We start from the raw sequence: 25,254 nt of genomic DNA, 5'->3' as shown, positions 1-25,254 counted from the left end.
ACGAAGAAAGCCGCGGTCAAGGCCGCGACTCTTTGTGCCAGTCACTCGGTTTCTGGCGCCCGGCAGCACGGTCATCCTGGATTCCCCCTGTTCCTGAGACCGCCGGGCGCCAGATCTCATTCGAACCGAATGGGGCATCCCTGCCCGCATCCCGCTTCCTTCTCCGGCACACGGCCAAACCCCTGTGTTCGACCTCGGCGCGCGGATGATCGCGCTGCGTCTGCCCGGATGAAGTGCGAGGACAGCCAAGCACGACCCATGCCACCCCGGGTTCGCCGGACGGCGTAAAATCCCGCTTTCGGCACTCGAAGCCAGTCCAGACCATGTTGCATAACGAAACCTACGACGTGATCGTGGTCGGTGGCGGACACGCCGGCACCGAAGCGGCGCTCGCCTCGGCACGCGCCGGCGCCCGCACGCTGCTGCTAAGCCATAACATCGAGACGATCGGCCAGATGAGCTGCAATCCGGCCATCGGCGGCATCGGCAAGGGGCACCTGGTCAAGGAGATCGACGCCCTCGGCGGCGCGATGGGCATGGCGGCGGATCGCGCCGGCATCCAGTGGCGCACGTTGAATGCCTCGAAAGGGCCGGCGGTACGCGCCACGCGGTGCCAGGCGGACCGCGCCCTCTATAAGGCTGCCATCCGCTCGCTCGTGGAGACGCAAGCCAACCTCGTGCTGTTCCAGCAAGCGGTCGACGACATCCTCCTGGTCGACGGTCGCGTGGCGGGCGTGCGCACGCAGATGGGCCTGGATTTCCACGCGCCCGCCGTGGTGCTCACCGCCGGTACCTTCCTCGCCGGGAAGATCCATATCGGCCAGGCGCAGTACGCCGGCGGTCGCGCCGGTGATCCGCCCGCGTCCACGCTCGCCGCGAAGCTGCGCGAACTGCCGGTGGCCGCCGACCGCCTGAAGACCGGCACGCCGCCGCGCATCGACAGCCGCAGCGTCGATTTCTCCGTGCTGGAGGAGCAGCCGGGTGACGATCCGATGCCGCATTTCTCCTTCATGGGATCGGCCGCGGACCATCCGCGCCAGGTGAGCTGCTGGATCACCCACACGACCGAGGCGACGCACGACCTGATCCGTGGCTCGCTCGATCGCTCGCCCCTGTACAGCGGTCAGATCGAAGGCGTCGGGCCGCGTTACTGCCCCTCGATCGAGGACAAGGTCGTTCGCTTCGCCGACAAGACCTCGCACCAGATCTTCGTCGAGCCGGAAGGCCTCGACACATTCGAGATCTACCCCAACGGCATCTCCACGTCGCTGCCGTTCGACGTGCAGTACGCGCTCGTGCGCTCGATTCCCGGCTTTGAGCGTGCGCATATCACCCGCCCCGGCTACGCCATCGAGTACGACTACTTCGACCCGCGCGGGTTGCATCCGTGGCTGGAGACCAAGGGTATTCCGGGACTGTATTTCGCCGGACAGATCAACGGGACCACGGGTTACGAGGAAGCCGGCGCGCAAGGCTTGATCGCCGGCATGAACGCGGCGCTTGCCGTGCGCGGCGACGCTCCCTGGTACCCGCGCCGCGACGAGGCGTATGTCGGCGTGCTCATCGACGACCTCACGACGAATGGCACGATCGAGCCCTATCGCATGTTCACCTCGCGCGCCGAGTACCGATTGCACCTGCGCGAGGACAATGCCGACCTGCGCCTGACACCGCAGGGGCACGCCCTGGGCGTGGTGCCGGACGCGCGCTTCCGTCGCCTGGAAGCGAAGCGCGATGCCGCCGAGCGTGAGGGCGCGCGACTGCGCGGGCTCTGGGCGGCACCGACGAATGCGCTGGGCGCGGCCATAGAGCGCTCCCTCGGCATCGCCGTGAGCCGCGAAACGCACGCCCTCGACCTGCTGCGCCGCCCCGAAATGGACTACACCACGCTAACCACGGTCCCTGAGCTCGGGCCACCGGTGGACGATGCGGAAGTCGCCACGCAAGTGGAAGTGCAGGCGAAATACGCGGGTTACCTCGAGCGCCAGCGCGAGGAAATCGAGCGCCAGCGGCGCCACGAGTCCACGGCGATTCCCGAGGGGTTCGACTATGACCGGGTGCGTGGGCTCTCGGCGGAAGTGCTCCTGAAACTCAAACGCTCGCTGCCGGCCACCATCGGCCAGGCCTCGCGCATCAGCGGCGTGACGCCCGCGGCGATTTCGTTGCTCCTCGTCCACCTCAAGCGGCGCGCGGCCTGACAGTCCATCTGGCATCATTCCGGCATCGAGCTATCGAACGGAAGGAACACCATGCAGGTCTGGATCGGACGGAACGGCGAGCGCTTCGGCCCCTATGAAGAGGCGGAGGTCCGGCAGTGGCTGCGCGACGGCACCTGCCGTCCCGAGGAGCTGGGCTGGCACGAAGGCATGACCGACTGGCGCCCTCTCGGGGAGCTTTTCCCGGGAGAGCGTCCCGCAGCCGGCAGCGTGCCGCCGATGCCCCCTTCGCCGCCGCCGTTCATGAGTGTGACCGATGTCGCCGAACCCGAGTACGCGGGCTTCTGGCTGCGCTTCGGCGCCTGGGTGATCGACTACCTGATCCTCATGGTGCCTTACACCGTGATCAGCCTCAGCATGGGCCTGGGCGCGGCGATGACCACCCTGCTCGCCAAGCTGGAATCCGACCAGACCGCCGCCATTGCCGCCTACGCCGATGCGGTGCAACCGATCACGTACGTCCTGCTGGTGATCGGCTTCGTCTACTACGCCTTCTTCGAGAGCTCGAAATGGCAGGCCACGCCCGGCAAGATGGCTGTCGGTATCCGTGTCACCGACACCGAAGGCCGCCGCATCAGCGTGGCGCGCGCCGCAGGTCGCAACGCGGTCCGCCTGGTGAACGCGTTTACCTTCCTCATCCCGATGGTCTTCTACATCACCGCGGCCTTCACCCAGCGCAAGCAGGGCGTGCATGACCTCCTCGCGGGCACGTACGTGCTGACCGGTCGCGCCGACAAGCCTGCCGTGGCCCCCGCCCCACGCAGCGGTCCGGGCGGCAGCTTCGACGCCTGAGGCCTTCCGTGTGTGGGCGCTCCCCACACCGGGAATCGCCCTGGGGCTCACTTGCTATCATCGGCGGCCCGGCCTCACGGCCGGTCGGCAGAGCAAGTGACAGGAAACCCATGCAGAGCATCGAACAACGTATTGCCCAGGACATCGCCGCCAAGCCCGAACAGGTGCGCGCGGCGGTGGAGCTCCTCGATGGCGGCGCCACCGTGCCGTTCATCGCGCGCTACCGCAAGGAAGTGACCGGCGGCCTCGACGACACCCAGCTGCGCCTGCTGGAAGAGCGCCTGCGCTACCTGCGCGAACTCGAGGACCGGCGTGCAGCGATCCTGGACAGCATCGCCGAGCAGGGCAAGATGACCGACGCGCTTCGCGCCGACATCCTGGGCGCCGACACCAAGGCGCGCCTGGAAGACCTCTACCTGCCGTACAAGCCCAAGCGCCGCACGAAGGCGCAGATTGCGCGCGAGGCGGGCCTCGAGCCGCTGGCCCTCGGCTTGCGCGAGGATCCCACCCACGATCCGGAGACCTTCGCCGCCGGCTTCGTCGACCCCGAAAAGGGTGTCGCCGACAGCAAGGCCGCGCTGGACGGTGCACGCGCCATCCTCATGGAGACGATCGCGGAAGACGCCGCGCTCGTCGGCGAGCTGCGCGACTGGCTTTGGGAAAAGGGACAGATCCGCGCCACGGTGGTCGCCGGCAAGGAGAACGAGGGCGCGAAGTTCCGCGACTACTTCGACCACGTCGAGCCGGTCGCAAAGATTCCGTCGCACCGTCTGCTCGCACTGATGCGTGCCCGAAACGAAGGCATCCTCGAAATCGACCTTAACCCGGGTGTCGACGCCGACCAGGGACATGCCGAAGGCGAGGGCCGCGTCGCCGCGCGTGCCGGCATCGTCGCTCGCGGTCGCCCCGCCGACGCGTGGCTGCGCGAGACCGTGCGCCTCACATGGCGCGTGAAGCTGCACCTGCACCTCACCCTCGACCTCTTCGGCCGCGTGCGCGAAGGTGCCGAAGACGAGGCCATCCGCGTGTTCGGCGACAACCTCAAGGACCTGTTGCTCGCGGCCCCCGCCGGCACGAAGACGGTCATGGGCCTCGATCCCGGCATCCGCACCGGCTGCAAGATCGCCATCGTCGATGCGACCGGCAAACTGCTCGCGTACGACACCATCTACCCGCACGAACCGCGCAACCAGTGGGACCAATCCATCGCACGCATCGCGCAGCTGTCGAAGCAGCACGGCGTGAACCTCGTCGCGATCGGCAACGGCACCGCCTCGCGCGAGACGGACAAGCTCGTGGGCGAAGTCATCCGCAAGCACGGCGACCTGGGCCTGTCGAAAGTGGTCGTGAGCGAAGCCGGTGCGTCCGTCTATTCCGCCTCCGAGCTCGCGGCGAAGGAATTCCCGGACGTCGACGTGTCGATCCGCGGCGCCGTGTCCATCGCGCGCCGCCTGCAGGATCCGCTCGCCGAACTGGTGAAGATCGAACCGAAGGCCATCGGCGTCGGTCAGTACCAGCACGACGTGAACCAGGTGAAGCTGGCGCGCGCGCTGGATGCTCGCGTCGAAGATTGCGTGAACGCCGTCGGCGTCGACGTGAACACCGCTTCGGCACCGCTGCTCGCGCGCGTCGCCGGCCTCTCCGCCAGCGTGGCGGAGAACGTCGTCAAGCATCGCGATGCGAACGGCCCCTTCCCCAGCCGCAAGGATCTCCTGAAGGTGCCTCGCCTGGGCGACAAGGCCTTCGAGCAGTGCGCGGGCTTCCTGCGCATCACCGGAGGGAGCAATCCGCTCGATGCGAGCTCCGTGCATCCGGAGGCCTATCCCGTCGTGGAGCGCATCCTGAAGCAGTGCGGACGGGAAGTGAAACAGGTCATCGGCGACACGTCCTTCCTGCGCGGACTGATGGCCGAGGAGTTCACCGACGAAACCTTCGGCGTGCCGACGGTGCGCGACATCCTGAAGGAGCTGGAGAAGCCGGGTCGCGACCCCCGCCCCGAGTTCGTGGCGCCAACCTTCGCCGAGGGCGTCGAGGATCTGAAGGACCTCGAGGTCGGGATGGTGCTGGAAGGCCGCGTGACCAACGTGGCGGCCTTCGGCGCCTTCGTCGACATCGGCGTGCACCAGGACGGCCTCGTCCACGTGTCGGCGCTTTCGCACACCTTCGTCAAGGACCCGCGTGACGCGGTCAAGGCGGGAGACATCGTCAAGGTGAAGGTCATGGAGATCGACCTCCCGCGCAAGCGCATCGCCCTCAGCATGCGCCTGGACGACGTGCCGGGCGAAGCCCGCACTGGACGTCCGGCATCGCGCGACGACGGGCCCGGCGGCGGCAATCGCCGTGGCGGCGGTCAGGGCGGTCGCCCGCCGCAGCCGCCGAAGGCGACGCCAGCGCCAACCAACAGCGCCTTTGCCGACGCGTTCTCCCGCGCACTTAAGAAATAACTGAGGGCCTGGGGGTGCCTCTTCTCCCGTGGGAAGCGCGCTGGCGCGCTTCCCACAACCGGTTGTCCATGCCTCTTCACGAGTACCGCAGCGCAGCATGCGCTGCCGTATGGCTTTCCATTACCGTAACGTTTCTCTAACGCCCCACACGGAGTGTCCTCATGCGAATTCGTCATCTTGCAGGTGCCATTGGTGCCGCCCTTCTCTTCAGTGCCGGGGCGCACGCCGACGGGTACCAGCAGGTCGTGTCCTTCGGCGACAGCCTGAGCGACAACGGCAACGTTGCCCTGCTTTCCGGCTCGCCGGTGATCACCCGCTTCACGACGAACCCGGGCACCGTGGCCGTCGAGAACATCGCCAGCCACTTCAACCTGACGCTGACGCCGTCGCTCCAGGGCGGCACGGACTATGCGTTCGGCGGCGCACGCGCCGCGATCGCCAACCCTGTCCCGGCCACGTCCACCCAGGTCCAGCAGTACCTCGCGGCCAACGGCGGCAAGGCCAACCCGAACGCGCTCTACACCATGTGGATCGGCGCCAACGACCTGCTCGCCGCCGTGCAGAACCCGGCCACCGCCCAGGTGACCGTGGCGACCGCCGCGACGAATGAAGTAGGCCAGATCAAGGCGCTCCAGGCCGCCGGCGCGAAGACCATCGTCGTCTTCAACCTGCCGGACGTGGGCAAGACTCCGGCCGCCATGTCCCAGGGCGCCGCCGCCTCGGCAGGGATCACCCAGCTGACCCAGGTCTACAACGGCATCCTCAGCGGCGGCCTGGCCTCGGCCAACCGTGGCATCGTGCCGATCGACACCTACGCCCTGCTCAACGAGGTCATCGCCAGCCCGAGCACCTACGGCTTCACCAACGTGACCGTGCCCGCCTGCACCACCGCCAGCTCGATCACCTGCTCGCCGGCCACCCTGCGCGACCCGAACGCGGCGAGCACCTACCTGTTCGCGGATGGCATCCATCCGACCACGGCAGCGCACGCGCTGCTCGGACAGTACGCCATCTCGGTGATCACGGCTCCGCAGCAGATCTCGCTGCTCGGCGAAGCTGGCCTCGCCTCGAACGCCGCGCACGTGCGCACGCTGCGCAACCAGATGATGGCCGACAACTTCGGCGCCGACTCGCGCTTCTTCGCCGCGGTCGACTACGGCCAGCAGAAGTTCAAGAACACCGATACCTCGCCCAAGACCGATAGCGACAACGTCAACCTGACGATCGGTGCCGACGCCCGCGTGAGCGACCATGTGTCGATCGGCGTGGCGATGGGCGTCGCCCAGTCCAAGGCCGACTTCCAGGGCGGTGGCGGCTACAAGATGCAGGACATCGCCGGCTCGGGCTACGCCTTCTACCACAACGGCGGTGGCTACTTCGGCGGCTTCGCCAGCTTCGGCCAGCTCAGCTTCACCGACATCGACCGTCGCATCGATCTCGGTGCCGCACGTCGCACGGAATCGGGCAAGACCGACGGTTCGCATGTCGGTGCCGGCCTGAGCGGCGGCTGGTGGTTCGGCAGCGAGACGTTGAAGACCGGCCCCTTCGTGTCGGTGGAATGGCAGCAGCTGCGCGTGTTCGGCTACACCGAGCGCAACGACACCAGCACCGCGATGCACTTCGGCAAGCAGATCCGCAATGCGCGCATCGAGACGGCCGGCTGGCGCCTGCAGGGTGCCTGGCAGTCGGGTAACACCACGCTGCATCCCTTCGCGGAAGTGGCGTACAACCACGACGGTCGCGCCGAAGACCGCTACGTCACCGCGGGCCTCACGAACATGGCCGGCCAGTTCAGCGTGCAAGGCTTCTCGCCGGACAAGACCTGGATGACCGCCGACCTCGGCGTCACCGCCGACTTCAACCAAAGCTGGAGCGGTTGGGTCAGCTACTCCGGACGCTTCGGCGATGACACCCAGCGTTACAACGGTTTGAACCTGGGTGTGAAGCTGGCGTTCTGATCGGGCGTTTCTTCGACGCAAGGAAGGCCGGCTACATGCCGGCCTTCTTTTTTCACGGACTAAGGGTTAGTCCAGGTCCATCCCTTGTCGTTGAGACGCTCTGGCTCAGAAACCCCGAGCGGCTCGCATTCTGCGATCCCGCAGGCGGTGCTGATCGGAAGGAATCCAGGGAGCGTGTAGCTGGTGATGATGGTGTTGGGGACGACATAGCGCAAACCCGGATTGGTACCGCAGTTCACTTCCTCCGTGATGCTGTACGCCGTGTGCGTATTCCCAGCGTGATAGGTCAGCGCATTGCATAGGCGGATGAACTGACCAACAATGGCGCCGTTTTCATCGAAGTACTTGATGGATGTCGTGTTCAGCGCGAGCGCGTAGGCATTGCCCACGACACCCAGCAGGGGGAATGCGACGAAAGCGAGCTTTGTAAATAACCGCTTCATGAACTTCTCTCCTTGACGCGAAGCACGGTCTAGTTGACCGCGCGCTCAACACTAGTCTTCTACGCCGGCAAGTACTGTAAGCAGCGAGAGCGTGTTCGCGTAGGACACCACCTACAATCAACCTTGCGGTATTCGCACTTTCTTGCATACCCGCAAAAAAAAACGCCGGCGCTAGGCCGGCGTCTTCCGATTGACGGACGGCTTTACTTCTTGCCGCCCGCCTTCGCATACATGGCTTCGGCTTGCTTCTTCAGGGTGTTGGCATCGTCGTCGGAAAGCACATCGACCTTGCCACCGGCTTCGTTCTGCTTCAGCACCAGTTCGCCGGCATCGTTCCAGCCCGCGCGCTCGGTAGAGTTGGGCTTGGCGTCCTTGCTCGACTTCTTCTCCTGCACGATGACCCAGGGCTTTCCGTCCTTGTAGGCATAGTTCGTCGAGGTGAAGCCCTTGTCGCCGTAGTCGACCAGTTCGATGACGAACTGGACGTCCTTGCCCTTGCGGAAGATCTGCCAGCCGCGGGACTCGCCTTCCTTCAGCGCGGTGCCTTGCGTGACCTTCATGCCGCCGATGTTCTTCTTGAGGCTGTTGTAACCGGCCAGTTCCTTCTCGCCCGGGGTGGCTTCACCCACAAGCTGGATGGTGACGGCGTTCTTCGCGCCCTTGGTCAGCACCGGCGTCTTCAGCGGCGAGGAATAGTGGCGCTCGCCGTCCTGCAGCGAGACGTCCACGATGTACATGTCGTTCGGATTCAGGTCCGAAGCGGCGAAGTCCAGTTGGAACGATTGCGGCATGGTGACCGGCGCGATCGTCTTGGCGGCAAGCGGCTGCGAGCCTTCGGCGGAAACGTCGATCAGCTTGATGTCGAGCTTGGCATCAGGACTCAGCTGGGCGCCTGCGTCGCGCAGGCTGATCGTGCCCGTCACGGCATTGGCCGGCGCTGCGTTGGCATTCGCGTTGGCGTTGTCGGTGCCACCCGGGGCAGCGGCCTGCTGGCCGTTGGTGTCGGAGCCGCCGCTGCAGCCGGCGAGGGCCGCCATGGCGGCCACGGATGCGAGCGACAAGAGAATCCTGCGCATGGTCGAACCTCGTAACGAATGAAATGGTCGTGGGTCACGGAAGATACGCACGCGCATGGCGCCGAGCCTCCCGGGGGGAACTTGGGAGAATACCGGCAAATGGGCCGTCAGAAAAGTCAAGTGACGAACTAGACAGGAATAGCGTTTTTAAGCCGGCTGGCTAGCTGGCAGTCAGACTTGCCGGAAACGGGCAATCGCTTGGTTTTGCGAAACGTTTTTCCGCGCTCCGAAAAGCAGAACGCCACCCGAAGGTGGCGTTCTGTCGTCCCAGCGCCACGCTCTGACGAGCGTGACGCTGCCTTCGACCACGATGATCAGTAGTCGTAGGTCACACCGAAACGCACCGACCGCGGGGTCTGGTACGTGAGCGCGCGACGGAACTCCGGATTCGGAGCATCGGACACGCCGTAGTACGGGTAGGACTGCGTCTTCTGCTGCTCGTTGAGCAGGTTGAAGACTTCGAGGCTGAAGGCCAGCTTGTGGTCGGCGAACGCCGGACGATATTCCGTGCTCAGCGAGACGGTGTGCGTCATCGGCAGGCGGCTGCCCTTGCCCGGAGGCGACGGCAGGCCACCGCAGAAGTGGTACGACTCGACGCCGTAGCCCGCATCTTCCTCGTTCGCACCGAAACCGCCGTAGCAGTTGCGCGGCGCACCCGACACGATGGCGATGTTGCCCGCGACCATCCACTCCGGGGTGATCTGGTAGGCACCGAACGCCTTCAGCGCGTGGGTGTGGTCGTTGGCGAGTTCGCCGTTCGAGTACACCATCAGCGGGGCGTTATCCCACGACTGCGTGACCGACGGCGAGCTGCGCGTACCGGCATCCGTATCGACCTGGCCTTCCGAATTGCCATACAGGCGCGAGTACGTGTAGCTGACCGTACCCCACCAGTTGCCGTCACCCTTCTGGCGATCCAGGTGGAGCTCAGCAGCGTAGTAGTGGCGCTTCAGGTGCGGGAAGCCGAGGTCCTTGTTCGACAGCGAGATCGAATCGTAACCGCCGGCAGCGTTGCCGACCTGGAAGGTGTTGGCGCGACCCGGATTGAACAGGTAGCAGCCCACGGCATTCCAGTTCTGCGAGTCGACGTCGTAGCCCTTCGCCGCGAACGCATCCTGCACGACGCCGGTGTCGCAGAAGTCGTCGATCGCGTTGCCGAGCTTGCGGTAGGTCAGCTTCGCACCGTAGGTCCAGTTCGTGCCGAGGGTCTTGTCGAAGCCTGCGATGAACTCATCCTGGTACTCGGCCTTCACGCCACGCGCCGTGACGACGTTCGGATCCGGCGTCTGGCCGTATTCGTTGTTCGTCGAGATCGGGGCGCCCGGGCCACGCACGGTGTTGAGCGGGGTCAGACCGGTCGGGTACCCGTTGGTCGGATCGATGCCCGTGTACGAGAAGTAGGTGTTCGTGTAGTACGAAGCCGAAGCACCGCGCAGCGCCGGAGCGGCCGGCAGGGCGAGGTAGTAACGGCCGGCGTTGGCGTACACCTTGAAGGTGCTGTCGCCGAAGACGTCCCAGCTACCGCCCAGACGCGGGGCCCACTGCGGCTTGGTCTGCGTGATGTAGGCCTGACCGCTGCTGTTGTAGTTGGTGAACTGGTCGTTGCGCAGACCGATCGACAGCAGGATGTTGTCGTTCAGCTGCCACTTGTCTTCGATGTACTGGGCGCGCTGCTTCACCTGCACGCTGGCGGCCGTGACGAGGCGATACTGCGCGACGTAGTACGGCGTGCCGACCGGCGCGGCGACCTGGCCACCGGCGATGCTGCTCGCACCTTCGGCGACGGTGCCGTACGACCACGAGTAACCATTGTTACCGTAGATGAAGGTACCGTCGTTGTTGTCCTGCGTGGTCTGGTTGTCGATACCGAACGTCAGGGTGTGGTCGCCGAGCGTCCAGGCCAGGTCGACGCGGTAGTTCGAGCCCTTGCTCTCGTGGCGCGGATCGTCGATGTCACGCAGGTTCTGCGCATTGGCGATACCGCCGGCCACGCCACCGTTCAGCGCCGGATCCTGGTTGCCCGCACCGGTGATGTAGATGAGGTCCGGATCGGTCGCCGCCGGCTGCGTGTAGAAAGCGGTCTTCTGCTTGCCGTACTGCGCCGTCAGGGTCAGGGTGTCGGTCAGGTAGCTGGTGTATTTCGCCAGCCACATGGTCTGCTTCGTGTTCTCGATCGTCGCCGCGTTACGGTAGGCGCCACGGGTGTTCGTGTCGTTGTCGTAAGCGTAGATGCCGCCGGAGTATTCGTCCTTGTACGACGCACCCGTCAGTTCGAGGATGTTGTTGTCGTTGATGTTCCAGTCGATCTTGCCGTACAGCTTCGGATCGTCGTAGCGATACTGCGTGGTGCGCGTCGTCGAAACGGAGCCGACGTTCGTGCCCTCGCGGCGCGCGCCTTCGACGGCGATGAACGCGAACAGCTTGTCCTTGATCAGCGGGCCGCCGGCGTAGGCCGAGGCAACCGCTTCCCAGTCCTTGTTGTCGCGGCGGTACTGGTACAGCTCACCTTCGCTGGGCGAACCCTTCGCGAAGTTGATGTTCTTCGGGTCAGCCTTCGCCCACTTCGGGGTGAAGAGCAGCTGACCACCGAAGTGGAAGTCGTTCGTACCGCGACGACCCACGACGTTGATGACGCCACCGGCCGAGCGGCCGTACTGGGCGCCGTAGCCGCCGGTCAGGATTTCCTGCTGGTCGATCGCGCCGTACGGAAGGACGATACCGCCGTAACCGTTGATCGGATCGGTGGTGTTCATGCCGTTGACGTAGTAGGCATTTTCGTTGACCGAGGAACCGGCGAACGAGATCAGCGCCTGGCCGGTCGGGCTCGCGATGCCCGTTCCGGTCGCACCCGGCGTGACGCCCGGGGCGAGCAGTGCGATGGCTTCGGCGCTGCGGCCGAGCGGCAGCTGCTTCAGCTGGCTCTGGGTGATGACGGTGCGCGAGTCGACCGACGAGACGTCGATCGGCGGTAGCGCCGTGCCGACGACGGTCACGCCTTCCAGGTTGGAGGCGTTGCTGGCAGTGGCGGCCGCGGCATTGAACGACACGTCCGTACCGGCGTTGACGCGCAGTTCGACGTTGTCGCGCGAATCGACGACGGCGCCGTCCTTCAGCAGGCTGACCTTGTAGCTGCCGAGCGGCAGGTTGCCGAAGGCGTAGCGGCCATTCTCGCCGACCGTGGTCGTGCGAGTGACACCAGTGGCGCTGGTGATCTGGACGGTTTCACCGGGTTGGGCCTGGCCGAAGAGGCTACCGGTGGTTGCCTGGGCGAACACGGTACCCGTGAGGCCCATGCCCATCGCCAGCGCGAGCGCCAGCGAGGAACGACGCAGGACAGATGCCTGCCGGATGCTGCGAGAACTCATTGCAAATCTCCCCAGATCAGCCCTAACCGGGCCTGAAAACGAGCAAAACCGACCGAAGCCGGAAAAAAAGGTGGCTCACTCGGTGCACGTTGCGGGGGATGCTGCTGACGCGGTCCTCTCTCCCAGAGTGGTGCGTCGCCCTGCGTACCTGCTTCCGACAAGCCATGGACTTGCTGAACCGAACCTGCCTCGAGTCTTCGGGGAAGGTTCTTTCAGAATCGTCGACGCCGAATCTAGGCTTACGCTGAGGCCCGTGTCAACAAATTATTTACATGGGATCGTCGGTTTTTCTTACGTTTTCTTCGGCAAGCGCCTCTTGCAAGCGCAAGATATTCGGGGAATTTTGCTTACGAGTGAAACAGTTCCGTAAAAAAAGCGCCCCCGGCCGCGAGGCAGGGGGCGATCTGGGGAGGCATGATGCCTTTGTCGCGGGAGCCCTCCTTTGCCCCCGTGACCTTCTCTTGTTTTAGCTGTTCTTTTGCTGCCCTAGCTTAGAAGTCGTAGGTGATGCCTACGCGCGCGTAGCGGGGCGTGGTCTGGTAGATCGGCACGCCGTAGCGCGGGTTCGGGCTGGCTTCGCTGCCATGGATCGGATAGATCTGCGTTTCCTTGCGCTGGTTGAACAGGTTGAACACCGTGAGGTTGAAGGCCAGCTTGCTGTCGGCCCAGACCGGACGATATTCCACCGCGCCCGTGACGATGTACGTCCAGGGGTTGTGACCCGCGTCGCCAGGAGGCGACGGCTGGCCGTTGCACCAGTGGTAGTACGAGCCATAACCCAGGTTCGGGTTGGTCTCGTCCGGGCCAAAGAAGCCCAGGCAGCTCTTCGGCGCACCCGACGAGAGCAGCGCGTTCGCCGAGACCAGCCATTCCGGAGCGAGCTGGTAGGAACCGTAGATCTTGAACTGGTGCTTGCGGCTGTTGGCCAGTTCGCCGTTCGAGTACTGCATGACTTCGGAGTAATCCCAGTCGACCGTGGCCGACACAGTGTCCTGGCGAATGTCGGAGCGCACCTGGCCTTCCGAATTGCCGTAGCTCTTCGAGTACAGGTAGTCGAAGCGGACCTGGTACTTGCCGTCCCACGCGTGGTCGAGGTACAGGTTCAAGCCGTAGTAGTTGCGCTTGCTATGCGGGAAGCGGAAGTCCTCATTGTTCATGTCGACGCTGTAGTAGCCGCCGTTGACGTTCGGGATGAGGAAGGTGTTCGCGCGGCCCGGGTTGAACAGGTAGCTACCCTGGATGTCGCCGATGGTGGCCGGGTCGATGCCCATGCGCTCCATCTTGTCCAGGATGGCACCGCTGTCGCCGACGTCATCGATCGCGTTGCGCAGCTTGCGCACCGTGGCCTTGGCACCATACGTCCACTTGTCGGTCAGCATCGCGTCGAAGCCGAGGATGAACTCGTCCTGGTACTCCGACTTGATGTTCGTACCGGCGGCGGTCGCGGGATCGCGCGGAATGCCGTACTCGCGGTTGGCCGAGATCGGGCCGCCCGTGCTGCTGAAGATCGGCGTGAGGCCCTGCGGGATACCGTTGCCGTCGATGCTGGTGTAGTTGAAGTATTCGCGCGTGTACAGCGAGGCACCCGCCGAACGAAGCGCGACCGAGGCCGGCAGCGCGAGGAAGTAACGACCCGCGTTGGCATAGATCTTCAGGCTGGAGTCGCCGTTGACGTCCCAGGTGGCACCGAGGCGCGGGGCCCACTGCGGCGTGGTCAGGCGCAGGTACGCCTCGCCATTCTGGTTGTAGTTGGTGAACTGGTCGTTACGCAGGCCGATCTTCACCAGCCAACGGTCGTTGACCTGCCAGGAATCCTCGATGTACTGCGCGCGCTGCGTGGTGCGGACCGAGGCAGCGGTGCTGTACACGTAACGGGCGACGTAGTAACCCTCGCCACCCGGCGGGGCGACATAGGCCGCATCCGTCGGGGCTTCACCGATGATCGGCGTGCCTGCGTCGGTGTGGTTGTATTCCCATGCATAGCCGGGACCCGACGTGGTCACACCGTCGTTCTTGTCGAGCACCTTCTGGTTATCGATACCAGCGGTGATCGTGTGATCGCCGATGTGGTAGCTCAGGTCGACGCGCAGGTTGGTGTTGGTCGACGTGTGGCGGGGGTCCGCGATCTGAGCCGAGGGATTGGCATTGGTGATCGGCGAGCCGCCGTTGAGCGCCGGATCCTGGAAGGTCGGCGTCAGGATCGACGGCAACGTCGTTTCGCCAGCCGTCGCGGTGTAATACGTGCCCTTCATCTTGCCGTACAGCGCGGTAAGCGTCAGGTCGTCGGTGATGTAGCTGGTGAACTTCGCGGAATACACGTCGGCACCGGACTTGTTCTGCGGCGCGCCTGCCGTGTCCTTGCCAACGAAGTCACCGCGGGTGCGGGTGTCGTAGTCGTATTCGAAGATCGAGGCGTCGTATTCCTGCTTGTTGGACGCGCCCGTCAGTTCGAGGATGTTGCTGTCGTTGATGTTCCAGTCGATCTTGGCGTAGTACTTCGGGTTACGGTAGCTCTGCTTGTACACGAACGGGGCATTGACGTTCGTGATCTGCGAGCCTTCGCGACGCTCCTGCTCCGCGGCAAGGAAGACGTACAGCGTGTCCTTGATCAGCGGGCCGCCCGCATAGGCGGAATACGTCGTGCGCCACAGCTTGTCGGTGTCGTTCCGGTCGAAGATTTCACCGGCCTCGGGTCCGACCTGGCGGTAGAAATTCATCGGCGAAGCCTTGGCGCCGTTCGGCTCCCACAGCACCTGCCCGCCGAAATGCCATTCGTTGCTGCCGCGCTTACCGACCTGGCTGATGACGCCGCCCGACGAGCGGCCGTATGCCGCGCCGTAACCACCGGCAAGGATTTCCTGCTGGTCGATGGCACCGTACGGCAGCGTGATACCGCCGAAACCACTGAGAGGATCAGTGGTGTTGAAGCCGTTGATGTAGTACGCGTTCTCCGTCACGGCGCTGCCGGCGATCGAGACGAGCGGGTTACCGGTGGGGCCAGTGAAGAAGGAGCTGCCGGCGACCGCGCCGGGCGCAAGCAGGGCGATCGCTTCCGCCGTGCGCGCCAGAGGCAACTTCGAAAGCTGCTCGGACGTGATGACGGTGCGCGAGTCGACGGAGCTGACGTCGATCGACGGCAGCGCGTTGGCGGACACGGTCACGCCTTCCAGGCTCGACGCCTGCGAGGCCGAAGCCGCTCCACCGAAGCCAACTTCCGTACCCGCGCCGACACGCAGGGTGACGTTGGCACGCGAGTCGACGGCGGCACCGTCGCGGTTGAGCGTGACCTTGTAGTTGCCCAGGGGCAGCTGGCCGACGTTGTAGCGCCCGTCGTCATTGACATTGACGGTACGGGTGACGCCGGTGTCACTGGTGACGGTGACGGTCTGGCCGGCACCGGCGGGTGCCTGGCCGAAGATCGAGCCGGTGGTCGCCTGCGCGAACACGGCGCCTGAGACGGTGCCCAGGCTGATCGCCAGGGCCAGCGCACTCCGGCGTCCCAGCGATGTAGCGCGGAAATGACGTGAACTCATCGAATGCTTCTCCCCATGAAAAGCCGCTTCGCAATTAAATGCGATATGGCGGCAAGCCGAACCCGCCCCGACGGCGCCGGGGTAGCTCGTTGCTTGGTCTTGGAATCTCTCTACAAAAACAACGGAATCCAAGAAAGGATCCCGCCCCCGAAGCATCACCGTGTAGGTGATCACCTACAGGTATACGCAAGGCGTCATCGGCCTGCAATATGAAAAACTCACATGTTTTTTACCTGTCTGCGCAATTACCTGCGTGACAAGGTCACGCATTGGCTGAGGCAATCACGAACAGGGTCAAGCACTTGCGAGGGACCAGAATCGTGACTTCTGGGCTATATGGGACTTTTACCTAGGAAACGTTCCTAGTAGAAATAGCCCCTGATCCGGCCGCTCCTAACATTGGCATCGGAAATCCCATGCGGACACTTCGCGCGATGAAAGGCTTTCGAAGGCAAGTTCCTGTACACCGAAAGCCCAACTCGCGCGTTGGATCGCGAATCGCCGGGGGGCGGTCTTTTGATAACGAGGTTCCATTCGCATGAACGACAACTCACGGGAATCCGTCCTGGCCGATGCCTCCCGAGGGGGATTGGATATCGCCCTTCCGGATACCTCGGTCCAGCCTTCTTCGTTTGCCAGCCGCGTGCGCGCGGTCATCAAGATGTCCGGCAGCGTGAGTGAGATCGCGCGCCGCTGCGGGTTCTCCGAAGGCGTGGTACGCAGCTGGCGGGACGGCAATACCGATCCCTCCCGCGGCCGCTGCGTCACGATGGCCAAGACTCTTGGACTGTCTCTCGTATGGCTCGCCGCGGGCGAAGGTCCGATGATGCTCGACGGGTCCGCTGAGAGCTCCGCCTCGCGAACCAGCGCCGCCGACGGGGGAAAGGGCCGCGAGGCCACGGCTAACCGGGGTGCCACCCTGGACCCGAGCCGGCTCGCCGCTGCGATGAAGCTGCTGCAATCGGACATCGAGATGACCGGTAGCCGTTTCTCGCCAGTACGTCACGCCGATCTCGTCGCCGAGATGTATTCGATCCTGGCGCGCTCGGGCGAAGCGGATTACGCCGATCGCATGGTGGCTTTCCGTCGGACGCTCATGTCACGGATCCAGGACGATCAAGGCGTGGCGGCCTGATCGTCCCCTAGCGCGCTTCAGAAGATCGAAGATTCTTGTGGGAAGCGCGCTCGCGCGCTTCCCACGCGGATATAGCTCAGAGCCGCGAGATGTCCGCGATGGCGCCGAAGCTGGCCTTCAACTGCGCGAGCAGGGCAAGCCGGTTCGCGCGCACTGCGGGATCCTCGGCGTTGACCAGTACATCGTCGAAGAAGCGGTCCACCGGCGCCTGCAGCGCCGAGAGGCGGGCCAGCGTGCCGGTGTAATCGCCCTTGGCCAACAGGCCCTGCGTTTCCGTCCGTGCGGACTCGAGCGCCGCGTGCAACTCCCGTTCGGCATCGGATTCGAAGTGCGCAGGATCGACGTTCCCCTTGATGGGGGCGGCATCCGCTTCCTCGGCCTGCTTGCGCAGGATGTTCCCTACCCGCTTGTTCGCTGCAGCGAGGCTGGCGGCTTCGGGGCGACGGGCGAATTCGCCCACCGCGCGTAGGCGGCGATCGAAGTCGGGTAGCGTGGCCGGCGCCACGGCGAGCACGGACTCGAACTGGTCGGCAGAGAAGCCCTGGTCGGCGTAATAGCCGCGCAGGCGCTCGAGCACGAAGGCGTGAACCTCGTCGCTCAGCTCCCGGCGCCGGGCGCCGATGTCCACTACCGGGGGCTTGCCGTCCTTGCCCGGCTTTACGCCAGCGACGACGGCTGCCTCCGGAACGAGCTCGAAGGCTTCCGTCAACGCGGCGCGCAAATCGATGTCCAGGCCACCCTCGATCAGGGTGCGCGCCAAGCCAAGCGCGGCGCGACGAAGTGCGAAGGGATCCTTGTTGCCGCTCGGCTTGAGGCCCACGGCGAAGATGCCGGCGAGGGTGTCGAGGCGCTCCGCCACGGCCAGCACCCGACCCACGGGGCCCGCGGCGATGGCATCACCGCCGAACCGCGGCTGGTAGAAGCTGTCGAGCGCATCCGCCACGTCGGCCGGAATGCCCTGGCGCGTGGCGTAGTAACGGCCCATGACACCCTGCAACTCCGGGAATTCGCCGACCATCCGTGTAAGCAGGTCGCACTTCGCCAGCGCGGCGGCATGGGTCGCCTGGCCAGCGTCGACGCCAACGCGGTTGGCGACGACGCGCGCCAGTTCGGCCACGCGCACCGTCTTGTCCCACAGGCTGCCCAGCGACTGTTGGTAGGTAACGTTCTTCAGGCCGTCCTGGTAGTCGGCCAGCGGCGTCTTCAGGTCTTCGTCCCAGAAGAACTTGGCGTCCGCGAAGCGCGGACGGATCACCCGTTCGTACCCCTTCCGGATTTCCGCCGGATCGCGGCTTTCGATATTGGCGACGCCGATGAAGTGTTCGGTGAGCCGGCCCTCCGCATCGAAGACCGGAACGAACTTCTGGTTCGTCTCCATCGTCGTGACCAGCGCTTCCGGCGGCACGTCGAGGAATTCGCGTTCGAACGTGCAGGCGATGGCCACGGGCCATTCGGTCAGGTTGACGATCTCGTCGAGCAGGTCGTCGGAGAGTCGCGGCACGCCGCCCGTGGCCACGCGCGCGACTTCGTCGCGCACGCGCTCGCGCCGGGCCGCGGGGTCCGCGATCACGTGCGCATGGAACAGCGCGTCGACCCAGCTGTCCGCGTCGGCAACGTGCACCGGCTTCGGATGGTGGAAACGGTGGCCGATGCTGAGGCGGCCGCTTTTCAAGCCAAGCAATTCTCCGTCGACGATGTCCGCACCGTGCAGCATCAGCAGGCTGTGGACCGGGCGCACGAAGGATTCCTCCCGGTCGCCCCAGCGCATGGCCTTGGGAATCGGCAAGCCCTTCAACGCCTCTGCCACGATGTCCGGCAGCAAGGCGGCCGTGGGCTGTCCCGCCTTCACCGCGCGGAACACGAACCAGGCGCCCTTGTCGGTCTCGAGCTTTTCCAGCGCCGCGACGTCCACACCGCAGGACTGGGCGAATCCGAGCAATGCCTTGCTCGGCTCGCCATCGGCTCCGAGGCTCGCGGCGATCGCCGGGCCGCGGCGCTCGACCGTCTGCTCCGGCTGGGCCGTGGCGACCGCCGGCACGTGCACGGCGAGACGGCGCGGCGACGCGTAGGTCTTCGCTGCAGCGTAGTCCGCGGCAATGCCGCGCTTTTCCAGGCCTTCGACGACACCGCGCGTGAATGCGCCGGCGAGGTCGTCGAGCGCCTTCGGCGGAAGTTCTTCCGTACCCAGCTCGATGAGGAGCGGCAGTCGTTTATCAGCCATGGACGGCCTCCTTGTCTTTCTTCAGGCCCGGGAAGCCGAGCTTTTCCCGTTGTGCCACGTAGGCCTCCGCGACACTGCGTGCCAGCGTGCGAACGCGCAGGATGAAGCGCTGGCGCTCCGTCACGCTGATGGCTCGACGCGCGTCGAGCAGGTTGAAGGCGTGGCTCGCCTTGCACACCTGCTCATAAGCGGGAAGCGGCAATCCCGCGGCGATCAGCTTCCCCGCCTCGCCCTCGCAGACGTCGAACCAGTGGAAGAGCTCCGGCACGTTCGCGTGTTCGAAGTTGTAGGTGCTCTGTTCCACCTCGTTCTGGTGGAACACGTCGCCGTAGGTGACCACGCCGTGCGGCGCGTGCGTCCAGACGATGTCGTAGATGCTGTCGACGTTCTGCAGGTACATCACCAGGCGTTCGAGCCCGTAGGTGATTTCGCCCGTGACGGGTCGGCATTCGAGGCCGCCGGCCTGCTGGAAATAGGTGAACTGGGTCACCTCCATGCCGTTCAACCAGACTTCCCAGCCGAGGCCCCAGGCGCCGAGGGTCGGCGATTCCCAGTTGTCCTCGACGAAGCGCAGGTCGTGCACCAGCGGGTCGATGCCCAAGGCCTTCAAGGAGCCGATGTAGCGCTCCAGGATGTCGTCCGGGTTCGGCTTGAGGACCACCTGGTACTGGTAGTAGTGCTGCAGGCGGTTGGGATTGTCGCCGTAGCGCCCGTCCGTCGGTCGACGGCAGGGTTGCACGTAGGCCGCCGCCCAGGGCTCGGGTCCGAGCGAACGGAGGAAGGTCGCCGGATGAAACGTACCCGCGCCGACCTCGGTGTCGAGCGGCTGGACCAGCACGCAGCCCTGCTCCGCCCAATAGCGGTTCAGGGTCTGGATCACGTCTTGGAAGGTGGGCGCGGACATGGTTCCCGGGTCCTTGAGAAAGCGGGCTAGTATAGCGGCGTGGGCTTAATACAGGGCTTCAGGCAATGGCAGTCAATCCGACACACGGCGCCCTCCTCGGCCGTCGTGGCAGGCTGGAACTTGACGAGGTGCTCGCGTCCCTCGTGGTGGACGGCTACCTGGTCGGCGACGACGCGAAGCGTGTGCGCATGGGTTCGCGCAGCGGCAAGTCGGCCATCGAGCTGCACCCCCTCGTCCTGATCGCCAACGCGAAGATCGAGAACCGGCGCGACCCGGGCCGCCCGCTCAGCCTGGAAACGATGGTGGAGTGGCTGGCCGGGAAGGCCGACCTGCCCTACCTGAAGATCGACCCGATGAAGGTCAACGTGGCCCAGGCCACTCAGGCGGTCAGCAGCGCCTACGCGCAGCGCCACCGGATCCTGCCGGTCGCGGCCTCCCCCATGGAGGTCACCTTCGCCACGGCGGAACCCTTCGACACGGGCTGGGCGAACGACCTCGCCCACATGCTCCGTCGCGACGTTCGCCGCGTGGTGTCGAGCCCGATCGACATCAACCGTTACCTGCTCGAGTTCTACGGCGTCCAGCGTTCCATCCAGCTCGCACAGGATGCCAAGACGGGCGAGCCGTCGAAAATCATCAACTTCGAACAGCTGGTCGAACTGGGCAAGACCGGCGAGGTCGGCGCGGACGACCGCCACGTCGTGCACATCGTCGACTGGCTGCTGCAGTACGCGTTCGAGCAGCGCGCGTCGGACATCCACCTCGAGCCGCGGCGCGACGCCGGGCAGATGCGGTTCCGCATCGACGGCGTCATGCAGAAGGTGTTCGAGCTGCCACCGCCGGTGATGACCGCGGTGACCGCGCGCGTCAAGATCCTCTCGCGCATGGACGTCGCCGAGAAGCGACGCCCTCAGGACGGTCGCATCAAGACGCGCTCCGCCGGCGGACGCGAGGTCGAACTGCGTATCTCCACCATGCCGACGGCGTTCGGCGAGAAGGTGGTGATGCGTATCTTCGACCCAGACCTCGTCATGAAGGATTTCAGCCAGCTCGGGTTTTCCGTCGAGGAAGACAGGATCTGGCGCGGCATGGTGGAGCGGCCACATGGCATCGTGCTGGTCACCGGTCCCACCGGCTCCGGCAAAACGACGACGCTGTACTCCACGCTGAAGCACCTGGCCCGGCCGGAGCTCAACGTCTGCACGGTCGAGGACCCGATCGAGATGGTCTCGCCGGACCTCAACCAGATGCAGGTGCAGCCGGCGATCGACCTCGACTTCGCCGCCGGTGTCCGTACGCTGCTGCGTCAGGATCCCGACATCATCATGATCGGTGAGATACGCGACCTGGAAACCGCGCAGATGGCGGTGCAGGCTTCGCTCACCGGCCACATGGTGCTGTCGACACTGCATACCAACGATGCGCCCAGCGCGGTGACCCGTCTGCTGGATCTCGGCGTGCCGCACTACCTCATCCAGTCCACCCTCGCCGGCGTGGTGGCGCAGCGCCTCGTGCGGACACTATGCCCTCACTGCAAGGTCGCCTCGACGCAGGCTCCCGATGCCTGGGGCGTGCTCACCCACGGGTGGGACATTCCCCTGCCCGAGCGGGTGTTCGAGCCGGTCGGCTGCCTCGAGTGCCGCAAGACGGGCTTCCTCGGTCGTACCGGCGTTTACGAGATGATGCCGATGTCCGCGCGCTTGCGCTCGATCATTTCAGCCGAGCTCGACCTTGGCCGCTTCGGCGGCGAAGCGCTACGCGAAGGCATGAAGCCCCTGCGCATCTCGGCGGCGATGCAGGTCGCCGCCGGCCTTACCACCGTTCGCGAAGTGCTCAACGTGCTTCCCCCGACCGAGATCGACGAAAGCACCCCACCATGAAGCCCGTTCTCATTGTTCGTACCGGCCGCGCACCCGACACCATCAGTCGTCGTCATGGGGATTTTCCCCGTTGGTTTCGCCTCGGCCTGCGCCTGCACGAAGCGCGCCTCCGCATCGTCGACGTGGAACACGGCGACAGCCTGCCGGATCCGGAAGATTGCGCCGGCGCCGTCATTACGGGCTCCGCGTCGATGGTCACCGAGAAACTGCCATGGAGCGAACGCACCGCGGGATGGATCCGTAACGCGATGGATATCGACCTGCCGCTACTGGGTGTCTGCTACGGGCACCAGTTGATGTCGCACGCGCTCGGCGGCGGCGTGGACTACCTTCCCGGCGGTCGGGAAATGGGCACGCTGCGCATCGATACGCATGCCCATGCGGTCAAGGATCCGCTTGGCGTTGCCCTGCCAACCGCGTTCCATGCCCATGCGACCCACGAGCAGAGCGTCTTGGAATTGCCGCGCGGCGCGGTGTCGCTCGCGCGGTCCGACCGGGACCCGCACCACCTCGTTCGTTACGGCAAGCATGCGGTGAGCACGCAATTCCATCCCGAGTTTTCAGCAACGGTGATGCGTGCATACATCGAGCGCAAGCGCGACGCGCTGCGCGAGGAAGGCCAGTCACCGGAGGCCTTGCTGGCCGCCGTGGCGCCGACACCGCATGCCGGCATGCTGTTGCGCGGTTTCGTCCGCGAGCACCTGCTGGCACCGCGCGAAATGTCAGCCGCGTAAACGGCGCGCGATCGCGCCGCGCGAAAACAGGGCGAACACGATGCCAAACAGGAAGCCGCCGATGTGCGTCCACCACACGACGGCGCCGTAGCTCGCGCCGGCATAGCTGAAGAGCAATTGCACCAACGCCCAGATGCCGATCAACACGAAGGCGGGCACGCGCACGAACTCGAGGTACAGGCCAAGCGGCAGCACGAGACCCAACTTCGCCCGCGGGAACAGCGTGACATAGGCACCCACGACGGCGGAGACGGCACCGCTGCAGCCGATGATCGCGACACGCACGCCCGTGAGCGAGACCGCACCAATCAGGTTCGCCACGACGCCGCCGAGCAGGAAGAGCAGCAGGAAGCGCGGTGAACCGAGACTGCGTTCGGCCGGCAGGCTGAAGATCACGAGGAAGAGGAGGTTGCTGAGCAGGTGCAGCCAGCCCGCGTGGATGAACGTGGCCGTGAACAGTCGCAGCAGGGCCGGGTCACTCACCTGCTCCAGGAAAGGCAGACCGGTGCCGAACAGATGGGCGGGCACGGTGCCCCAGTGCAGCATGATGGATGTTCGTTCGGCGCGGCTGGCAAGGGCCAGGGCGACGAAGCAGACGACGCACACGATCACGACGAGCATCGTCGCCCAGCACAACCGTGAGCGTCGTCGGGTGTCGACGTGGACGAACATGCTCAGGGAACGCCGCGGGCGAGGTGCGGGCCTTCCGCTTCCAGCGACGACAACGCGAACATCGTTTCAGGACCGACGACGCCGTCGGCGGCGATGCCGAAGCGCTGTTGGACGGCGAGCACGCGGGCCTCCACCGAGCTATCGAAGGTTGTCGGTGTCGTGGCGTTGGCGTTGGGATTGGCAGGAAGCCTGGCCAATATCCAGGCCAGCCCGTTCCCGCTGTCGCCTCGCGACAGCTTGGCCGGCATGGCGGGGTCGACCCGGAACACGGCGTAAAAGCGGCCATTCCAGACGTGCTGGAAGGCTTCGCGCGTCAGGTCGACATATTTTCCACCGAGGTACAGGCGTACTGCGTCGGTACCCGCGCCGACCAGCAATACCTGCTGCTTCGCATTGGCGTCGTCCAGTTCGAGAACGAGCGGGCGGTCGAAGCGACGAAGCTGGTCCAGCGAGCCTCGACCGCTCACGCAGGCGAAGCCGGGGAAGATGGTCGCATCGCAATTGATGGCATTGCCGACCGACGTCTCCTTCGATGTCACCTGCCAGCGCGCGAGCAGTTCACCCCATACACGCAACCTGCCCACATCCGGCGCAGGCAAGGCGTCATGGAACTTAGCCAGCGCCTGCTCAGGGCTGACCGTGACGAGGTTCTTCGGCCGGGAAGGGCTGTGCCCCGTCAGGAACCAGGTCGCCACGCCGCCGACGAAGAGGATGGCGATCATCACGCTTACGGCGATGATCGGTCGGCGGAAGCGCCTCAGCCAGTAGCGCGCATGTTGCGGCAAGGCCTCACGCACGACGAACCCCAGGGCGCGCTCGCCGATGGATTTCTCGCCCCGCTCGGAGGCGCGCTCGAGGGCGCGGTGCGCGAGGGTATTGAGGCGACGTGGATTGCCCTTGCCGTCATCGCGCAGGCTGCGCAGCCCGAGCCGGCTGAACGGCATCTGCGTCGTACCTGCCACATGGAGGCGATGCCGCACGTAGCGCTCGCTTTCTTCCGCATTGAGCGGAGCCAGTGGCAGACGGCTGCGAATGCGAGCGGCCAAGGGAGGCGCGTCGGCGCCCGCAAGCCGCTCGCGCAGCGAAGGCTCGCCGGCAAGGACGATGTGGAACGGCGCCCCCGCCTTCTCGCAAGCCACCAGCAGGCGCATGGCGATCGACAGGTCGTCATCCGAGAGCTCGTGGGCGTCGTCGAGGATCCAGAGGAATCGGTGACTGACGTGATGGGTCAGCCGCCCCAGGCCGGCCGCGAGCCCGTCTACCAGGTGGTCTTGCGTGTTCGCGTCGGCGCTCAACGGAAGGGGCAGGCCGAATCCGGCATAGAGGGCGCGCAGCCACGCCGTGGTCTCCAGCGCGTAGTCACCCGCCCCCTGGCGCACGGCGCGCACCCCGTGGTTCGGCGCGTCGGCCTCGATCAGCATGCAGAGCAACGTCTTTCCGATACCGCGCTCGCCTGTTACCAGAGTAACGCTGGACTGATCGGCGCCGACCTCGTATTCCACGTGCGCCAGGACCTCCCGCTCGCGTGGAAACAAGCACGCAAAGCGCGGATCCGGTGCGTCGCCGAACGGCGGTTCGCGAAGGCCGAAAGTCTGTAGATACATGGGCCTACTGTAGCCGATCAGCCGGTTGTGCGTGCCCTGCGGGCACGACGGCAAAAGAAAAACCCGGCCTCTTTCGAGACCGGGTTTTTGGATAAAGCCCCTGGCGGTGACCTGTTGCTGTGCGTGCCCTGCGGGCACGACGGCAAAAGAAAAACCCGGCCTCTTTCGAGACCGGGTTTTCAGGATAAAGCCCCTGGCGGTGACCTACTCTTGCATGGCTTGAGCCACACTACCATCGGCGCATGCGCGTTTCACTTCTGAGTTCGGGATGGGATCA

Annotated in this window: 15 protein-coding genes and 1 rRNA gene; 7 read left to right on the top strand and 9 right to left on the bottom strand. The window is 65.2% G+C overall.

Annotated elements, in window-relative coordinates:
* Positions 1-323: 323 nt before the first annotated feature.
* The 4 genes from mnmG (at position 324) to ACQKIE_RS17220 (ending at position 7,410) form a co-directional block, all read left to right on the top strand.
* Positions 324-2,198: a tRNA uridine-5-carboxymethylaminomethyl(34) synthesis enzyme MnmG gene (mnmG, locus tag ACQKIE_RS17235; protein WP_427461401.1), complete on the top strand. Its 1,875-nt coding sequence runs from the start codon at positions 324-326 to the stop codon at positions 2,196-2,198.
* Positions 2,199-2,249: 51 nt separating this feature from the next.
* Complete coding sequence (locus ACQKIE_RS17230; protein WP_427461399.1) at positions 2,250-3,008, top strand: RDD family protein; 759 nt, start codon at positions 2,250-2,252, stop codon at positions 3,006-3,008.
* A 110-nt stretch (positions 3,009-3,118) separates the two neighbouring features.
* Positions 3,119-5,452 carry a Tex family protein gene (locus tag ACQKIE_RS17225; RefSeq protein ID WP_427461397.1) on the top strand — a complete coding sequence of 778 codons (2,334 nt, stop codon included), beginning with the start codon at positions 3,119-3,121 and terminating at the stop codon, positions 5,450-5,452.
* A gap of 161 nt (positions 5,453-5,613) precedes the next feature.
* The gene (locus ACQKIE_RS17220) at positions 5,614-7,410 is read left to right on the top strand and encodes an autotransporter outer membrane beta-barrel domain-containing protein (RefSeq protein ID WP_427461395.1); all 1,797 of its coding nucleotides are present in this window, start codon (positions 5,614-5,616) and stop codon (positions 7,408-7,410) included.
* Positions 7,411-7,469: 59 nt separating this feature from the next.
* Here the strand turns inward: ACQKIE_RS17220 and ACQKIE_RS17215 are convergent, their stop codons facing one another.
* The 4 genes from ACQKIE_RS17215 to ACQKIE_RS17200 form a co-directional block, all read right to left on the bottom strand.
* Complete coding sequence (locus ACQKIE_RS17215; protein ID WP_427461393.1) at positions 7,470-7,853, bottom strand: hypothetical protein; 384 nt, start codon at positions 7,851-7,853, stop codon at positions 7,470-7,472.
* Between the two features lie 203 nt (positions 7,854-8,056).
* Positions 8,057-8,929 (bottom strand): DUF1481 domain-containing protein, encoded by an 873-nt coding sequence (locus ACQKIE_RS17210; RefSeq protein WP_427461391.1) that lies wholly within the window; start codon positions 8,927-8,929, stop codon positions 8,057-8,059.
* 314 nt (positions 8,930-9,243) lie between these two features.
* The gene (locus tag ACQKIE_RS17205) at positions 9,244-12,294 is read right to left on the bottom strand and encodes a TonB-dependent receptor (protein ID WP_427461389.1); all 3,051 of its coding nucleotides are present in this window, start codon (positions 12,292-12,294) and stop codon (positions 9,244-9,246) included.
* A 491-nt stretch (positions 12,295-12,785) separates the two neighbouring features.
* Positions 12,786-15,827 carry a TonB-dependent receptor gene (locus tag ACQKIE_RS17200; RefSeq protein WP_427461387.1) on the bottom strand — a complete coding sequence of 1,014 codons (3,042 nt, stop codon included), beginning with the start codon at positions 15,825-15,827 and terminating at the stop codon, positions 12,786-12,788.
* A 538-nt stretch (positions 15,828-16,365) separates the two neighbouring features.
* Here ACQKIE_RS17200 and ACQKIE_RS17195 point away from each other — a divergent pair.
* Positions 16,366-16,962: a helix-turn-helix domain-containing protein gene (locus ACQKIE_RS17195; RefSeq protein ID WP_427461385.1), complete on the top strand. Its 597-nt coding sequence runs from the start codon at positions 16,366-16,368 to the stop codon at positions 16,960-16,962.
* A 76-nt stretch (positions 16,963-17,038) separates the two neighbouring features.
* On the opposite strand, the gene glyS is transcribed toward ACQKIE_RS17195, so the two are convergent.
* The gene (gene glyS, locus ACQKIE_RS17190) at positions 17,039-19,183 is read right to left on the bottom strand and encodes a glycine--tRNA ligase subunit beta (protein WP_427461383.1); all 2,145 of its coding nucleotides are present in this window, start codon (positions 19,181-19,183) and stop codon (positions 17,039-17,041) included.
* A complete protein-coding gene (gene glyQ / locus ACQKIE_RS17185) occupies positions 19,176-20,087 on the bottom strand; it encodes a glycine--tRNA ligase subunit alpha (RefSeq protein WP_427461381.1) in 912 nt (303 codons plus the stop codon). The genes glyS and glyQ overlap by 8 nt, the downstream gene beginning before the upstream one ends.
* A 65-nt stretch (positions 20,088-20,152) precedes the next feature.
* On the opposite strand from glyQ, the gene ACQKIE_RS17180 reads away from it, so the two are divergent.
* Both ACQKIE_RS17180 and ACQKIE_RS17175 read left to right on the top strand, forming a co-directional pair.
* Positions 20,153-21,967 (top strand): GspE/PulE family protein, encoded by a 1,815-nt coding sequence (locus ACQKIE_RS17180; protein WP_427461379.1) that lies wholly within the window; start codon positions 20,153-20,155, stop codon positions 21,965-21,967.
* Positions 21,964-22,701 (top strand): glutamine amidotransferase, encoded by a 738-nt coding sequence (locus ACQKIE_RS17175; protein ID WP_427461377.1) that lies wholly within the window; start codon positions 21,964-21,966, stop codon positions 22,699-22,701. Before ACQKIE_RS17180 ends, ACQKIE_RS17175 begins: the two co-directional genes overlap by 4 nt.
* On the opposite strand, the gene ACQKIE_RS17170 is transcribed toward ACQKIE_RS17175, so the two are convergent.
* The 3 genes from ACQKIE_RS17170 to rrf all read right to left on the bottom strand — a co-directional run.
* Positions 22,690-23,373 carry a rhomboid family intramembrane serine protease gene (locus ACQKIE_RS17170; RefSeq protein WP_427461375.1) on the bottom strand — a complete coding sequence of 228 codons (684 nt, stop codon included), beginning with the start codon at positions 23,371-23,373 and terminating at the stop codon, positions 22,690-22,692. The two genes, ACQKIE_RS17175 and ACQKIE_RS17170, sit on opposite strands and share 12 nt — an antisense overlap.
* 2 nt (positions 23,374-23,375) lie before the next feature.
* The gene (locus tag ACQKIE_RS17165) at positions 23,376-24,977 is read right to left on the bottom strand and encodes an AAA family ATPase (protein ID WP_427461373.1); all 1,602 of its coding nucleotides are present in this window, start codon (positions 24,975-24,977) and stop codon (positions 23,376-23,378) included.
* A 191-nt stretch (positions 24,978-25,168) separates the two neighbouring features.
* Positions 25,169-25,254, bottom strand: a 5S ribosomal RNA gene (gene rrf, locus ACQKIE_RS17160); the annotation flags it as partial.

The organism is Luteibacter sp. NPDC031894 (assembly GCF_050273135.1).
In the GTDB taxonomy this organism is placed as follows: domain Bacteria; phylum Pseudomonadota; class Gammaproteobacteria; order Xanthomonadales; family Rhodanobacteraceae; genus Luteibacter.
The sequence above is the reverse complement of the archived record's forward strand: the minus strand, read 5'-3'. Positions and strand labels throughout refer to the sequence as shown.